General features: G+C 53.4%; 16 protein-coding genes. 15 read left to right on the top strand and 1 reads right to left on the bottom strand.

The window, feature by feature from the left end:
- Nucleotides 1-298: 298 nt before the first annotated feature.
- The 15 genes from CNQ84_RS17655 to folE all read left to right on the top strand — a co-directional run bounded on the left by CNQ84_RS17655 (nucleotide 299) and on the right by folE (nucleotide 14,849).
- On the top strand, nucleotides 299-1,375 hold the full coding sequence (locus tag CNQ84_RS17655; RefSeq protein WP_096006146.1) for an amidohydrolase family protein: 1,077 nt from the start codon (nucleotides 299-301) through the stop codon (nucleotides 1,373-1,375).
- Nucleotides 1,375-2,226, top strand: a complete 852-nt coding sequence (locus CNQ84_RS17650) for a fumarylacetoacetate hydrolase family protein (RefSeq protein WP_096006145.1) — start codon at nucleotides 1,375-1,377, stop codon at nucleotides 2,224-2,226. The genes CNQ84_RS17655 and CNQ84_RS17650 overlap by 1 nt, the downstream gene beginning before the upstream one ends.
- Nucleotides 2,227-2,240: 14 nt before the next feature.
- A complete protein-coding gene (locus CNQ84_RS17645; protein ID WP_096006144.1) occupies nucleotides 2,241-3,143 on the top strand; it encodes a 3-hydroxyacyl-CoA dehydrogenase in 903 nt (300 codons plus the stop codon).
- Entirely contained in the window at nucleotides 3,143-4,324 is a 1,182-nt protein-coding gene (locus tag CNQ84_RS17640) for a thiolase family protein (protein WP_096006143.1), read from the top strand. The genes CNQ84_RS17645 and CNQ84_RS17640 overlap by 1 nt, the downstream gene beginning before the upstream one ends.
- On the top strand, nucleotides 4,324-4,827 hold the full coding sequence (locus CNQ84_RS17635) for a carboxymuconolactone decarboxylase family protein (protein WP_096006142.1): 504 nt from the start codon (nucleotides 4,324-4,326) through the stop codon (nucleotides 4,825-4,827). The genes CNQ84_RS17640 and CNQ84_RS17635 overlap by 1 nt, the downstream gene beginning before the upstream one ends.
- 9 nt (nucleotides 4,828-4,836) lie before the next feature.
- Nucleotides 4,837-5,376, top strand: a complete 540-nt coding sequence (locus CNQ84_RS17630; RefSeq protein ID WP_096006141.1) for a glutathione peroxidase — start codon at nucleotides 4,837-4,839, stop codon at nucleotides 5,374-5,376.
- 134 nt (nucleotides 5,377-5,510) lie between these two features.
- The gene (locus CNQ84_RS17625) at nucleotides 5,511-6,785 is read left to right on the top strand and encodes a cytochrome P450 (protein WP_096006140.1); all 1,275 of its coding nucleotides are present in this window, start codon (nucleotides 5,511-5,513) and stop codon (nucleotides 6,783-6,785) included.
- Between the two features lie 248 nt (nucleotides 6,786-7,033).
- Nucleotides 7,034-8,341 carry an amidohydrolase family protein gene (locus tag CNQ84_RS17620; protein WP_096006139.1) on the top strand — a complete coding sequence of 436 codons (1,308 nt, stop codon included), beginning with the start codon at nucleotides 7,034-7,036 and terminating at the stop codon, nucleotides 8,339-8,341.
- A gap of 103 nt (nucleotides 8,342-8,444) precedes the next feature.
- Nucleotides 8,445-9,596, top strand: coding sequence for an acyl-CoA dehydrogenase family protein (locus CNQ84_RS17615; RefSeq protein WP_096006138.1), 1,152 nt, complete (start codon nucleotides 8,445-8,447; stop codon nucleotides 9,594-9,596).
- A complete protein-coding gene (locus tag CNQ84_RS17610; RefSeq protein WP_096006137.1) occupies nucleotides 9,596-10,657 on the top strand; it encodes an acyl-CoA dehydrogenase family protein in 1,062 nt (353 codons plus the stop codon). Before CNQ84_RS17615 ends, CNQ84_RS17610 begins: the two co-directional genes overlap by 1 nt.
- Before the next feature lie 15 nt (nucleotides 10,658-10,672).
- The gene (locus CNQ84_RS17605) at nucleotides 10,673-11,473 is read left to right on the top strand and encodes a crotonase/enoyl-CoA hydratase family protein (RefSeq protein ID WP_096006136.1); all 801 of its coding nucleotides are present in this window, start codon (nucleotides 10,673-10,675) and stop codon (nucleotides 11,471-11,473) included.
- A 28-nt stretch (nucleotides 11,474-11,501) separates the two neighbouring features.
- The gene (locus tag CNQ84_RS17600) at nucleotides 11,502-12,626 is read left to right on the top strand and encodes an acyl-CoA dehydrogenase family protein (protein WP_096006135.1); all 1,125 of its coding nucleotides are present in this window, start codon (nucleotides 11,502-11,504) and stop codon (nucleotides 12,624-12,626) included.
- A 74-nt stretch (nucleotides 12,627-12,700) separates the two neighbouring features.
- Nucleotides 12,701-13,531 carry a cache domain-containing protein gene (locus CNQ84_RS17595; RefSeq protein ID WP_245841470.1) on the top strand — a complete coding sequence of 277 codons (831 nt, stop codon included), beginning with the start codon at nucleotides 12,701-12,703 and terminating at the stop codon, nucleotides 13,529-13,531.
- 20 nt (nucleotides 13,532-13,551) lie between these two features.
- The gene (gene folM, locus CNQ84_RS17590; protein WP_096006133.1) at nucleotides 13,552-14,277 is read left to right on the top strand and encodes a dihydromonapterin reductase; all 726 of its coding nucleotides are present in this window, start codon (nucleotides 13,552-13,554) and stop codon (nucleotides 14,275-14,277) included.
- An 11-nt stretch (nucleotides 14,278-14,288) separates the two neighbouring features.
- The gene (folE, locus tag CNQ84_RS17585) at nucleotides 14,289-14,849 is read left to right on the top strand and encodes a GTP cyclohydrolase I FolE (RefSeq protein WP_096006132.1); all 561 of its coding nucleotides are present in this window, start codon (nucleotides 14,289-14,291) and stop codon (nucleotides 14,847-14,849) included.
- Between the two features lie 48 nt (nucleotides 14,850-14,897).
- Here folE and CNQ84_RS17580 read toward each other — a convergent pair.
- Nucleotides 14,898-15,448, bottom strand: a 551-nt coding sequence (locus CNQ84_RS17580) for an SDR family NAD(P)-dependent oxidoreductase (protein ID WP_133065919.1), incomplete at its 5' end; no start/stop codon positions are given.

Genomic DNA, 15,448 nt, shown 5'->3' with positions numbered 1-15,448 from the left:
CCCTGCGCATCCGCCTGCGGTTCGTTTATGAGCGCTGCGCGCCTTCTTCATCGACTTCTCTTCGCGTGTTAACTAGTTAACACTCAGCCCTCGACAGCTTTTTCTGCCACAACCGCTCACCCTAGCTGACGTATTTTGGCACGCCCGGAGCCGGCGTACGAATAGCTGTGCCTGGTAAAAAATAATTTGAACAGTTTTGCAGTATGTGATCATTTTGTATTATGCTTTAGCTTATGAGCAAATTCTGTATTGAGAATTTAATGGCTCAGCTAACTAAAACAAAATCGAGGTCCAAAACATGCTGATTGATCTTCACGCGCACGCTCCCCATCCTGAGTATTACGACCAGCACCCTCACTGGGGTCCAGCGTTTGAATTACAGCCTGATGGCGACATCAAGCTGCGCGTTGGCGAATGGATTTTGTCGCTCGGCGCTCCTGAGCGTAAGGCTGCCTTGCGCGAGGCTCATGCACGTGGCGAGACGCTTCAGGTGGCTGAGTACATGGCCAAGTGGGCTGATCCGAAGCATCGCTTAGCTGGCATGGATGCCGCTGGTCAGAATGCCCAGGTTCTGTCTGTTCCCAGCCACTGTTACATGTACTGGGCTGAGCCCGAGTTTTGTGTGCCTTTCGCCCAAAAGGTGAATGATTCCTTGGCCAAATACTGCTCTGGTGCGCCTGATCGCTTGATGTTCTGGGCGCATGCGCCTCTGAATGTACCGGTTGAGGCCGCAAAGGAAATTCGCCGAGCGTGTACGGAGCTGGGGGCGAAGGGGTTGGTCGCTGGGGGGTCTAATTTTGGCGGACTGGAGTTTGACTCTCCTGAGATGGATCCGGTGTGGGAAGCATTGTGCGACCTCGATTTGCCCATGTTTGTGCACGGTTACAATCAATCTGTGACTTGGGGCAAAGACGCAAATACAGATCGCTATGAGACCACAGCCATTCTCGGTATGAATTATGACGAGTCCAAGTGCTTCTGGTACATGATCAACGGTGGCGTGTTTGATCGCTTCCCCAACCTGAAGGTTTACATCACCCACGGCGGTGGCTTTGTTCCGTACCAATTGGGTCGCATGGCACAAACCAATCCCAATCTGGATACCTATCACAATAAAAAGCCCTTCCTCTCTTATCTACGCAATTTCTACTTTGATGTGGAGCTCCATGAAGTGCCAATGCGCCAGGCAATGGTTGAGGTTATCGGTGCTGATCGCGTTCTCTATGGCTCCAATTTCGGTGGTAGCGACGCTGTGCGTCACGACCTGACGAGCGACTTGAAGCTGTCGCAAGAGGATATGGATCGTATCCGGTGGAAGAATGCCTGCGAGTTGCTGCATCTCGATCCCGCCAAGATCGGAAAGGTGGGTGCGTAATGAGGCTGGCGCGCTGCGCTCGCCATGGGGGAGCACCTTTCTGGGGGGTGGTTGATCTCGAGCATGGCGAGGTAAGTCCGATCTTGGGGCTGTTCACTGATTGGGCTCCCAGGGTTACCGCAGGGGAGGGTATCAGTGCATTGAAACTGGCACACCGCCCCGTGCCCTTGGCGGATGTCGTACTGCTGCCACCAATCGATCCGGTAAATCGCGTGGTGGTGGCTGGTGCCAACTACACCAAGCATCTGAAGGAGGACTTTGGCCTGGAAGCGCCCTCGCAACCCGTGGCGTTTCTCAAGGCGTACGGGGCGCTTATCGGCGCAAACGATTCAATCCGCTTTCCTCCGCTGACTGATGAGCTCGACCACGAGGTTGAGCTTGTGGCTGTAATTGGTCGAAACGAGGTAGATCCGCAGGACCCGTTGGCAAGTGTTCTGGGTTATACGGTTGGCAATGATGTCAGCGCCCGGGACCTGCAGCGCAGCGGTCCCAAGGGTATCGGGATGGATCTTTTTGCTGCCAAGAGTCAGGACCGTACGACCGGGGTTGGGCCTTGGATAGTAACCCGTGACGAGTTTCCAGCGGGTTCTCCACGTTTGCGTCTGACCTTGTCGGTCAATGGGGAGTTGCGCCAGGACGGACATACTTCAGACATGACTTGGGATGTCGGTGAGTTGGTGGCGTTTGTGGCGGCCAGATCCAGTTTTGCCTGCGGAGATATTCTCTTTACCGGATCTCCGGCCGGGGTAGGTATGGGCACCGGCAAGTTTCTGAAGTCAGGCGACGTCGTTGAAGCGACGGTCGAAGGTATCGGTACGTTACGTAACGTCGTAAGTGAAAAATACAGCTGAAAGGGGCTTTCGCAATGAATGCTGAAAACAAAGGCAAAGTGGTAGTGGTGGGTGCCGGACTGATGGGAACCGGAATTGCCCACGCATTTGCTAGTTCCGGGTTTGAAACGGTCCTGGTTGATACGAACTCAGACTCGTTGAAACGCGCTTACGCCGGTATCGAGAAAATCCTTGGTGATGGTGTCCGTCTGGGGAAGGTGGAAGAGCTGGTTGCGCAGCAGTCAATGGCCCGCTTGAGCACAAACGGTGATTTACGCCAAGCTGCAGCGGGCGCAGCACTGCTGATCGAGACTGTTTCAGAGCAGCTCGCGATTAAGAAAGCAGTAGTGACTGAAGCAGCGGCAATGATGCCGGACGATGCCATCATTGCTAGTAACACTTCAGCATTGAGTGTGACAGAGATTGCAGCAGTGGTTCCTTGTCCAGAACGTTTTATCGGAATGCACTTTTTCAACCCTGTTCACAAGATGAAGTTGGTCGAGCTGGTGCGGGGGCTGGCCACCAGTGATGAGACCGTCGCCAGGGCGCGCGATCTATGTGCAGCTATCAATAAAACCGCGATTGTGGTCAATGAGTCTCCTGGCCTTACCACAAGCCGGATGTCTGCTCTGCTTGGCAACGAAGCCATGTACATGCTGCAGGAGGGCACTGCCAGCGCCGAGGATATCGATACCGCATTGCGGATGGGCTTCAATCACCCTATGGGACCGCTTGAACTTGGCGATCTGACAGGTTGGGACACGCGCCTGTCGGTCCTGCGCTACCTGCACTCGACCCTTGGTGAGAAGTTTCGGCCGTGCCCACTCATCATCAAAATGGTAGCCGCTGGCCGTTTGGGCAGGAAGACAGGTCATGGAGTCTACCGATATGAGGATGGTAAGCCCGTCGCCGGTTCGGGCTTGAAGGCGGGCTTCTGATGAATGACAACGATATCGTCATTGTCGAAGCTGTGCGCACGCCGGTGGGTCGCTTTCGCGGCTCGCTCGCGGGCGTGCGTGCTGATCATATGGGGGCATTAGTACTCAACGCTTTGCTCGATCGAACTGGTATTTCGGCGGACCAGGTGAGCGATGTGGTATTTGGCTGTGTGACGCAAATTGGTGAGCAGTCAGCAAACATCGCGCGAACGGCATTATTGAGCGCAGGGTGGCCGTCATCCGTGCCGGGCATGACTATTGATCGCAAATGCGGTTCTGGTGAGGCGGCAGTTCACGTGGCTGTGGGCGCCATTGCATCCGGAGCTGCGCAGATCATGGTTGCCGGCGGGGCTGAAAACATGAGCCGAGTGCCGATGGGCAGCAACCGTGACCTGCACGGCGAAGCCTTTGGCTGGCAAGCCTTGGAGCGCTATGAGCTTACATCGCAAGGTGAGGCTTCTGAGCGCATGGTAGACAAATGGGCGCTGACGCGCGAAGAGCTGGACGCTTTTGCGTTACAGAGCCACAGTCGTGCGGCTGCGGCGGCGGACGCGGGGTACTTCGAGCGGGAGATTGTCCCTGTACCGATTGCAGATTATTGCGAAAAAGACTTTGACGGGGACAGGGGCGTGTTCGGTTACGACGAAACCATCCGTCGCGACACCTCGGCCGAAAAGCTTGCGACGCTGAAGACGAGTTTTCGCCCTGAGAATGGTCGAATCACAGCCGGTAATTCTTCACAGATATCGGATGGTGCTGCGGCCTTGATGCTGATGAAGGCAAGTACCGCTAAATCCTTGGGGCTGAAGCCCAGGGCTAAAATTCGTTCCATCGTTACCGTCGGCGCTGATCCGACACTGATGCTGACCGGACCCATTGCTGCGACCCAATCACTGCTGACAAAAACAGGTCTGACGCTCAGTGATATTGACCTATTTGAAGTTAATGAGGCTTTCGCCTCTGTGCCGCTGGCGTGGCTTCAGGAAATAGGTGCCGCGCCTGACAGGTTGAATGTGAACGGTGGGGCTATCGCGTTGGGGCACCCGCTAGGCGCTAGCGGCGCCCGGATAATGACATCGATGCTGCACGAGCTAGAGCGACGTGGTGCCAGATTCGGTTTGCAAGCAATCTGCTGTGCTGGCGGTCTAGGTACGGCGACATTGCTGGAGCGGTGCGATTGATGTCCCGGATCCAGCCGCTACCTCTGGAACAGCTGCCGGCTTCATTGGCTGATTTGCTGCAGAAGGGCGTGAGTTCTGGTGTTCTGAGTTCCACTGTGCCGATTCAAGTATGGGCGAATAGCCCCTCTCACGCGCAAGGCTGGCTGGCTTTGCTTGATCTATTCCACAGTGACAGCAGTCTCCCCGAACGATTGCGGGAGTTGGTGCGGCTTAAAATTGCCGGGATTACCAATTGCCGGGCGTGCCAGGTTGCTCGCAAGAGCGACCAGGTAAGTGAAGAAGAGGTGGCTTGTTTGAGCGCCGATGATGATCGATTTTCTGCCGGCGAGCAGGTTGCAATAAGGTTTGCGCAGTTGTTTGCCTCTGACTATACGGCGATTGATGAAGGTCATTTTGCAGCGCTACGCCAGCACTTTTCTTTAGAGCAGCTCACCGAGCTGAATATGTACTGCGCCTTGATGCTGGCAGGCGGTCGTATGACGTTCGTGCAGCAAGCCTACTGAGGTAATCATATGAACGAACAGCTGCAAGATATCCCCCTCATTACGATTGATGGGAAAGAAGTATCGCTCAAAGACTATGCGGGCAAGGTCATTCTCATTGTTAACGTTGCATCCAAGTGCGGACTGACTCCCCAGTACAGCAGCCTTGAGAGATTTTATCGGCATCACGCCGAGGAAGGCTTGGTAGTGCTGGGGTTCCCTGCTAATGACTTCAGGGAGCAGGAGCCGGGTACTGATCAGCAGATCGCTGATTTCTGTAAGACCGAATACGAGGTTACTTTTCCACTGTTTTCCAAAATTGCGGTTAGCGGGCCCCACCAGCACCCATTGTACACCGCGTTAGTCAGAGCCAAGCCATCTACTGTGGGTGAGGGAAGCATGCGGCAGCGCCTGCAGGATTATGGTATTGCCGTGAACCTGGAGCCTGAAGTGTTGTGGAACTTCGAGAAATTTTTGATCAGTAGAGAGGGGGAGGTGGTTGGTCGCTTCGCGCCGGATATGGACATCACCGATACTCGCATTCAAGAGGCAATTCGGGCATTGCTTTGAGCTGGTTGTTTTATTGATCAAAATGTGTAAAACAGTTCAAAAACTAATTTGGGTGTCATAATCTTCTAAAGAAGACAGCGGGCACAATACATTTTCAGTCCGCCGCCACAAACAACAATCAAGAGGTAAGCGATATGTCCGAAGCGGTCAAGAGTGACCTTGAAAAAGTATTTGCCGATGTCGCCAGTAACTATCAGGGCTCTGACATCGATCTGCATGCAACCTACGCGAAGATGCGTGCGGAAACCCCTGTGCTGGAAGCCAACTTCATGGAGCAGTTGGGCGTGCCCTCCATCGCTGGTGTCGACCCTAACCGCCCTTGTTACACGTTGTTTAAATACGATGACGTGATGAGAGTTATGCGTGATAGCGAGCAATTTACCAGCGGCTTCATTGCTGAAGGGCTCGGTGCCTTTTTTGACGGTCTTATTCTCACAGCTATGGATGGTGATCTGCACAAGAGCATGCGCAACCTGCTACAGCCGGTCTTTCTGCCTGAAACTGTAAACCGCTGGAAAGAGCAGCGTATCGATAGGGTAATACGCGAAGAGTTCATCAAGCCGATGCTGCCGAACAAAAGCGCTGATTTGATGGATTTTGCGCTGTATTTCCCCATTCGGGTCATTTACTCATTGATTGGTTTCCCGGAAGACAAGCCCGAGAAGATAAAGCAGTATGCCGCATGGGCCTTGGCGATTCTGGCTGGGCCGCAAGTGGATCCCGCCAAGGCAGAAGCCGCTAAGAAAGCTGCGATGGAGGCTGTGGTGGCGCTGTACGATGCTATCAAAGAAGTTGTAGTACAGCGCAGAGCAGAAGGTGCAGAGGGTGACGATCTCATTAGTCGTTTGATTCGAGCTGAGTACGAGGGCAGGTCCTTGGACGATCATGAGGTAACCACCTTTGTACGCTCCCTGCTCCCGGCGGCGGGTGAAACAACTACGCGTACTTTCGGCACCTTGATGGTTCAATTGTTGGAAAATCCGGACGTACTTGAACGTGTTCGCGCTGATCGTGGTCTGGTTAACAAAGCCATCGACGAATCTATACGATACGAGCCAGTGGCTACGTTCAAAGTTCGACAGGCTGCTAACGCTACCGAGATAAGAGGTGTTCAGATTCCCAAGGGTGCAATGGTTTCTTGCATTGTCAGTTCGGCTAATCGGGATGAGGAGGCGTTCGTCAACGCCGACAAATTCGATATTGATCGCAAGCCTCGTCCCTCCTTTGGGTTTGGTTTCGGCCCGCATATGTGCATTGGTCAATTTGTTGCTAAAACCGAGATCAATTGCGCCCTGAATGCGATCCTGGATCTTATGCCTAATCTTCGCCTCGACCCCTCAAAGCCTGCTCCGAAAATTACTGGGGCGCAGTTGCGTGGGCCCCACGAGCTACATGTTTTGTGGGATTGATATGCTCTAGTGGGTGATTTCCCTTGTACAGAAGCGCGTTGCATGAAAATGCATCGCGCTTTTTTTTGAGCATTTTTAATGGTTGCTGCATAGGCACAAAAATTCATTTAAAAACAATAATTTGAGTTTTTTTTATGAAATTCAAAATGTTCGCATGTGAACAGAATCAAAAAATATGTTTAAATTAATTCCTGTGTGATCTATCATCATCAAACAATCACAATCCGCGAAAAGCGAAGGGGAACATAATGAATCTGGACGACCTCATTCTCGTTAGTGTTGACGACCACGCGATCGAGCCGCCGGATGCGTTCAAGCATCATATGCCGGAGAAGTTCAAGGGCCGCGAGCCCCATGTTGAAAAGCGCGGCGATCGGGATGTATGGATTTTCGAAGATGAAGCTACTGGTTATATGGGGCTTAATTCGGTCGTAGGCCGGCCCAAGGAAGAGTACGGCATGGAGCCGTTGGGCTATGACCAAATGCGCCGCGGAACTTGGGATGTGGCGGCTCGCGTAGATGATATGAACGCCAATGGCGTACTCGGTTCGCTGTGCTTCCCGACCTTTCCTGGTTTTGCTGGCCAGCGCTTTCAGGCCCACTCCAATCGCGAGATCGCTTTGGCTGCTATCCGCGCTTATAACGACTGGCACCTATACGACTGGTGCAACGCCGCGCCTGGTCGTTTCATCCCGCTGATGCTGGTGCCTTTTTGGGACATGCCCGCAGCTGTGGCTGAAGTAAAGCGCTTGTCAGCCCAAGGTGTACATGCGTTGTCTTTCTCTGATAACCCAGCGCGTCTTGGGTATCCTTCAATCCACGATGATTACTGGGATCCGCTGTGGAAAGCCTGTTCTGACAACAACGTCGTGATCTGCTGTCACATTGGTTCTGGCGGTAAAGCGGAGCACGCCTCTGACTTATCCCCTATCGACGCCTGGATCACCACTATGCCGATCTCCATTGCCAATGCGGCTGCGGACTGGATTTGGGCGCCGATGTGGAAGAAGTATCCGAATCTGCGTATGGCTCTCTCGGAAGGTAGCATTGGCTGGGTTCCATACTTGTTGGAGCGTGCGAACTTTACCCATCGTCACCATAACGCCTGGACCAACGCGGACTTCGGCGGAAAAATGCCGAGCGATATCTTCTTCAAGCACTTCGTCACCTGCTTCATTGAAGATAACTTTGGCCTGCAGAATCTGCACTTCATGAACGAAGACATGGTTACCTGGGAAAGCGATTACCCGCACTCAGATTGCACCTGGCCACACTCTCCCGAAACTACTTGGGAAGGTCTGAAGCATCTGACCAAGGAGCAGATCGACAAGGTCACGCACCTCAACGCTATGCGTCAGTTCTCCTACGATCCCTTTTCTATCATGAAGCGCGAGGATTGCACCGTTGCAGCGTTGCGCGCCAAGGCGGCGCATGTGAGTACCGAGCCGGCTCTGGGTCTTGGTGGGGCAGATGTCACTCGCAAAGACGGTAAGCCCGTGACCTCTGGCGATATCAACGCCATGTTCGAGAGCGCGGACGCAAAGACCGCAATCTGATTTGCTCAGGCAATGCACAGTGCTCCCTTAAATAGGGAGCATTTGAGTGCCACTGAACAAAATGACTTTTGTCGATTTTTGAATTATTCAGGATGCCTCGGAAATGAGTATTTCAGAGTTTAGCTACAGCGCTATTCCTGCCGACGCGGAGCAATTGCGTGCGCAAGTGCGTGCTTTTCTGTCAGACGTGTTGCACGACTACCCAGAGGAAAAGCGTGCCTACTCTTGGATGGGCTTTGACGCAGAGTTCAGCCGTCTGCTAGGCGAAAAGGGTTGGTTGGGAATGGCACTGCCAAAGCAGTACGGTGGCGCAGAAGCATCTCCCTTTTCCCGCTATGTCATTATCGAAGAGCTGTTGGCTGCCGGGGCTCCAGTGTCTGCACACTGGATTGCAGACCGGCAAAGTGCGCCACTTATTTTACGCTTTGGCACCGAAGCTCAGCGTAAAAAGTATCTGCCCCCTATTTGCCGTGGCGAGAGCTACTTCTGTATTGGCATGAGTGAGCCTAACTCCGGCTCTGACTTAGCCTCCATCCGTACCACCGCCGTGCGTAATGCTGGTGGCTGGGTTTTGAATGGGCAGAAAGTATGGACCACCAATGCTCAACACTCGCATTACATGATCGCTCTGGTGCGTACCGGCGATAAGGAAACCTCTGGACGTCATGGGGGTATGTCACAGTTCATTGTCGATCTGCGTACCCCTGGCATCTCTATCAGACCGATCGCGGACTTGGCTGGTGGCGAACACTTCAATGAGGTGTTTTTTGACAACGCCCAGCTTGAGGAGGATGCCCTGATTGGCGAAGAGGGCCGGGGATGGGACCAGGTGACAGCAGAGCTAGCTTTCGAGCGGAGTGGCCCTGAGCGATTTCTTAGCAGTATCGCGGTAATGCACACCGCCATCGATGCTATCGGGCGCCAGCCTGATGCGCTGCAAGCACGTGAAATAGGCAAGATTACAGCTCGTCTCTTAACACTTAGAAACATGTCGCTGGGGGTTACTCGACAGTTGAGCGAGGGCAAAAACCCTGCGTGGGCGGCTTCGTGTGTCAAGGATCTGGGCAATGTGCTTGAGCAGGAATTGCCCGAGATACTGCAGGGTGTGGTTGATGAGCAGCCGCAGGTCATTGGGGGTTCAGCACACGCGAAAGTGCTGGCATACCTTACGCAAATGGCACCTTCTTTTTCTTTGCGCGGGGGAACTCGAGAGATTCTCCGCGGGATTATTGCACGTGGACTGGGGCTTCGATAATGCGCGAACTTTTTGAATCGACCATTGAGCGACTGCTGTCTGATTTGTGCACGCCCGACCTGGTTCACGAAGCCGAGTCTGGAGAGTGGCCGGCTGCCTTGTGGCGAGCATTGGAGGATAACGGATTTCCTTTGGCAGGAGCTCCGGAAGTAGCTGGAGGTGCAGACGCGAGTTGGGCGGATCTGTATGTGATCATTCGAGCACTAGGCCGATTTGCCGCCCCAGTGCCATTGGCTGAGATGATCATCGGTAACTGGCTACTGGAGCAGGCTGGACTCGGCGCACGCAGCGATATTCTGAGCTTTGCGAGCGAAACGAGTTTGACCATTGGCGAAGGCCGCGTTTCGGGAGGACTGGCTCAAGTGCCTTGGGGGCGATTTGCAGATTCGGTGGTGGCACTAGCCGGCGACAATGCAGGACAAACCCATGTGGTACTTCTGGATGTCGCCACGGCTGAACGGGTTAGGCAGGGCACCAACATCGCAGGTGAGGCTCGTGATCACCTCAGCTTCAGCGCCGCCGCCGTCGTAATGTCCGCCGTATTGCCGCCCCATCTGGCTGACGACGTCTTGCTGGCGGCAGGCGCCATGGCGCGTTCCGCGCAAATAGCTGGTGCCATAAACGCGTTATTGGAGATGACAGCCAGCTATGCAGGTGAGCGCAAACAATTTGGCAAACCAATCGCAGCCTTTCAGGCAATCCAGCAACAGTTGGCGGTCTTGGCAGAGCAGGCTGCTGCGGCCAACGTCGCTGCAGAAGCCGCCTTTGCGGGTGCTGATCAACGCCTGCCTATGTTCAGTGTGGCAGCGGCAAAAGTTTCTGCCTCGGAGGCAGCCAGCCAAGCTGCCGCTATCGGCCACTCAGTGCACGGTGCCATTGGCTTTACGCAGGAGTACGCTCTGCACATGTTAACCCGACGGCTCTGGAGTTGGCGTAGCGAGTTTGGCTCAAGCACGTTCTGGAGCAAGGCTCTAGGTGAGCATGTGTGCGCTGCTGGTTCAGCAGACTTCTGGCCAATGCTTACCAACCCCGAATTACAAGATCTTTCCACTACACAATAATAAGGAGCCGCACCCATGGGTGATTTTTTGCAGCTGGAGCGTCGCGGCGGCGTAGTCATCGTCCGTATGGATCGTCCGGATACGCGCAACGCGTTATCCGAGCCGTCGCAAATGCAGGAGTTCGTTGACCTGTGCGCGCAGATGCGCGCAGACGCGAGCGTTAAGGTCATTGTACTTAGCGGTAACGGCAAATCATTTTGCGCCGGCGGAAACATCAAGGATATGCAAGCGCGCGACGGCATTTTTGCCGGCTCTCCATACGAACTGAGAAACACCTACCGCGATGGCATTCAGCGTATTCCAACAGCGCTCTACGATCTGGATATCCCTATTATCGCGGCCGTTAACGGAGCTGCGATTGGCGCTGGGCTTGATTTGGCGTGCATGTGTGATATCCGCATCGCTAGTACCAACGCCGTTTTTGCCGAGAGCTTTGTAAAGCTGGGAATCGTGCCCGGTGACGGTGGCGCCTGGCTGTTGCCGCGCATAATTGGCATCCCCAAAGCCAGTCTGATGGCTTTTACTGGTGACACGATCGACGCGGAGAAAGCACTGGAGTGGGGGCTGGTAGAGCAACTGTGCGATCCGCAAGAGCTTGAGACGCGAGCGGTGGCTTTGGCAGAGCGTATCGCCGCGAACCCGGGTCACGCTTTGCGGCTGTGCAAGCGACTGCTGCGTGAAGGGCAGCATATGCGCCTGGACTCCCTGCTTGAGTTGTCGGCCGCCTATCAGTCGCTGGCTCACCATACTGAAGATCATCAGGAGGCCGTGGCGGCTTTTGTTGACAAGCGTACGCCCGAATACAAAGACCGATAAACGCCAACTTGAGGGAGGACTCGTCACGATGCGTAGCGTATTCCGTGAAGACCACAATATGTTTAGAGAGCAGGCCCGTCGCTTTATTGAGCGGGAGATCAGCCCGAATCTGCATGAATGGGAGAAGAACGGCATCGTACCGAAGGAAGTCTGGTTAAAAGCCGGAGAAATGGGACTGTTGTGCTCCACAGTGCCTGAAGAGTACGGCGGCGCTGGCGGCGACTTTGGTCACTCCGCGGTCATGATCGAAGAGCTGGCCCGTGTTAATGCAACAGCCGTGGGCTTTACCACTCATTCTGAAATCGTTGCACCGTATATCGTGGCGTATGGCACTGAAGAGCAAAAGCACAAGTGGCTGCCCAAGATGGTGTCCGGTGAGATCATTGGCGTTATCGCTATGAGTGAGCCAGGCATCGGCAGCGACCTACGCTCGATGCGCACTTCCGTGCGCCAGGACGGTGACGAGTATGTGGTATCCGGCCAAAAGACCTTTATCACCAACGGTGGTAACGCAGACCTAGTAGTAACTGCGACCAAGCTGGATCCAAAGGGCAAGGATCTAACCCTGATCTGCATTGAGACAGATCGCCCGGGCTTCTCCAAGGGCAAGCTCCTAGACAAGATTGGCTTGAAAGGGCAAGACACCGCTGAGCTGTTTTTTGACGAAGTCCGTGTGCCTACGTCGAATCGGCTGGGTGAGGAAAATAAGGGCTTCAAGTACCTTACGCATCAGCTTGCGTGGGAACGGCTCATCATAGGCCTTCGTGCTGTCCAGTCTGTATCTACGCTGCTCGAAGAGACAATCGAGTACACGCGCGAGCGAAAGGTGTTCGGTAATTCGGTATTCGAGTTCCAGAACACGCGTTTCAAGCTGGCAGAGGTCAAGGCGCAGGCTACCATGCTGCGAGTTTTTATTGACGATTGCTTGCAGAAAGTCATGAGTGGAGAGCTCGCTCCGGATGTTGCTGCAATGGCAAAACTCATGGGCTCTGAGCTTCAAGGCAAGCTGCTTGATGAGCTACTGCAGCTTCATGGCGGCTATGGCTTCATGAGCGAGTACAAGATCGGTCGGGCCTGGGTGGATGCTCGGGTAGCGCGGATTTATGGTGGTACATCCGAAATAATGAAAGAGATTATTAGCAGAAATCTCTAACTTAAGGGTTCTCGTAAAACAATAACAAGAGGGGCCAGGCTATGTGGCTTGCATGTCGAAATGTATTTATTTTCATGGCGTTGTTCTATATAGCAAACGCCTTTGCCCAAGGTATTCCAGAAGAGCAGTACTCTCAGGAAGAGGCTAGTGCAAAGCGTCTGTTAAACGAGGCTATCGACTACTACAAAAGGCACGGCGACGAAGCCATGGCCGCATTCAGCCGTCAGGGTCGCTTTGTCCAGGATGACCTCTATGTCTATGTGATCAACACGGACGGGGTCATGCTTGCCAGCGGCGGTCCCTCTGCAAACCTCATAGGACGAGATGTTGGAGCTGCTCTCAACGATGATCTTAACAAGGCTTTGAAAGAAGCGCTGTCACTCCCTGAAACCGGAGAGATGCACGCGGCAGACTACCGCTGGATGAATTGGGCTGACGGTCGTGAAGAGCGCAAACGAGTGCTGTTCCAGCGAGTGGATGACAAGGTGTTTTCGGTTGGCTATTACCTGCCTCGGTCTAGCCGTGAAGAGGCCAAGTTATTTCTTGATCGCGTTGCTGCAGCAGTTGCGGACAGTCCGGAAGAAACCTTCGAGCGGATCAATGGACTGGACGCGGAGTTCCAGAGAGATGATCTCTACGCCTTCGTTGTCGATATAGATACCGAACGCTTCGTTGCGCATGGTTATAACCTGCGTCTGGTACGTAGCGATTTTAGGAAGATCCATTCGGCGGATGAGCACCCTATCGGCCAGCAGATACTGCAGGCGGTAGAGCAAGCTGATCAAGGTACTGTGTCTTATGTGTGGCCAAATCCCGTTACCCGGAAGAATGAGCAGAAGATAACGATGTTTCGCAGAGTAGAGCATTACATCGTGCTGGTTGGTTATTACGAAGACCCGCGATGAAGGCAGGGTAAACCTTGGGCATGCTTTATAAAGAAGAAACACCTAAAGAGACTGTTTTAATCACCGGTGCAGGGCAGAGAGTGGGCTTGCATTGCGCTCAGCGGTTGGTCGCTGATGGTTATCAGGTCGTAATCACCTGTCGCAGGCTCCGGCCTGAGTGGGAGGTCAATCCTCTGAAAGGCATTGAGGTGATGCTTGCAGACTTCTCGTCAGAGCAGGGTATCAATGCCTTCATCCGGGTATTACAAGAAAGGGCGCATTCGTTGCGCGCAATCATTCATAACGCTTCTACGTGGATTGATGACGACCTTGTCGATGGTCCTGCCTTCCAGCGGCTATGCATGGTACACATGCAGGCTCCATATATGATCAACATGGCCTGTGCGAGTCTTTTTTCCGCCGACACTGTGGCTGACATCATTCACATCACTGACCACGATGCGCTCAATGGAGCAGATGACCACATTGCCTACCTGGCGACCAAGGCAGGACTGGAAAATCTGACCCGCTCGTTTGCCATGCGTCTGGCCCCAAGCATTAAGGTCAACAGCATCGCGCCTGCGCTGATCATGTTCAATGACGGCGACAGCGAAGAGCAGCAGGCGAAGTTGCTTGCACGCTCCGCACTAGGTCTTGAGCCAGGACCGGAGGTCGTTTATCAAGCAGTAAAATACGTGATGAACAACTCTTACATCACCGGAACCTGTGTAGACCTGAATGGCGGCGGAACGCTGAAATTTGCATAAGAGAGTAGCCCATGAATATTGAAAAGCTAACCTGTCATTACGCTAATATTATTGAAGAACTGGATGAAAACCCCACGCGGGACGGATTAAAAAACACGCCGGAGCGGGCAGCAAAAGCGATGCAGTTCTTGTGCAGAGGCTACGAGCAATCTCTGGATGAACTTGTTAATAATGCGCTTTTTGAGTCAGATAACGATGAAATGGTCATCGTAAAAGATATAGAACTTTATTCCTTGTGCGAACATCACATGCTGCCGTTTATTGGTAAAGCGCATGTTGCTTATATACCAACAGGTAAGGTGATTGGGTTGTCAAAGATTGCTAGGATCGTGGATATGTTTGCACGTCGCCTGCAGATACAGGAGAATTTGACGCGCCAGATAGCGGAAGCGATTCAAGCAGTTACCAATGCAGAAGGTGTTGCCGTAGTTATAGAGGCTAAACATATGTGCATGATGATGAGAGGCGTGGAAAAGCAAAACTCAACAATGTATAGCTCAGTAATGTTGGGCGCTTTCAGGGATTCAGGGAATACTCGCCAAGAGTTTCTGCAGTTGATTGGCCGCCACTGATGTTAAATGCGTATGGCTGTTTTCAACAGCGCGGCCAATTTATATTACTTAGCCGTTGTCAGTAGAGCGGGACAAATTTTCCCAGTTCTGCAACTCGGCCCCCAATGTAGCCAAGCGGCTGTTAGCCATGTTGATAGCGTCCGACCCGGCAAGAAAGCGCGGCGGCACATCCGCATCGTTGCTTAGAGACAGTAATGCCTGAGCAAGCTTGTCGGGATCTCCCTTTTGCTGGTGATTGTTGGCGTTGGAGGCAGCGACAATTTTTTCAGAAAAAGCATTATAGTCTTCTATACCCTGGTCTGCGAAGTGCGCCGAGCTTGGGTCCAGGAAGTCAGTTTGGAAGGCGCCGGGCTGAACAGCGGTCACCTTGATACCAAAACCGGCTACCTCTTGTGCCAACGCTTCCGAAAACCCGCTGACTGCAAATTTTGATGCGCTATAGACGCTAGCGCCGGCCATGGCGTTTACACCAGCGATCGATGATATGTTGAAAATATGGCCTGACCGGTTTTTTCTCATCACGGACAGAACAGCTCTGCACATGTCGAAGACGCCGAAGACATTGGTGGAAAACTGATGGGCGGTTGCAGGAACTGAGT

This window comes from Pseudomonas abyssi, from assembly GCF_002307495.1.
In the GTDB taxonomy this organism is placed as follows: Bacteria; Pseudomonadota; Gammaproteobacteria; order Pseudomonadales; family Pseudomonadaceae; genus Halopseudomonas; species Halopseudomonas abyssi.
The sequence above is the reverse complement of the archived record's forward strand: the minus strand, read 5'-3'. Positions and strand labels throughout refer to the sequence as shown.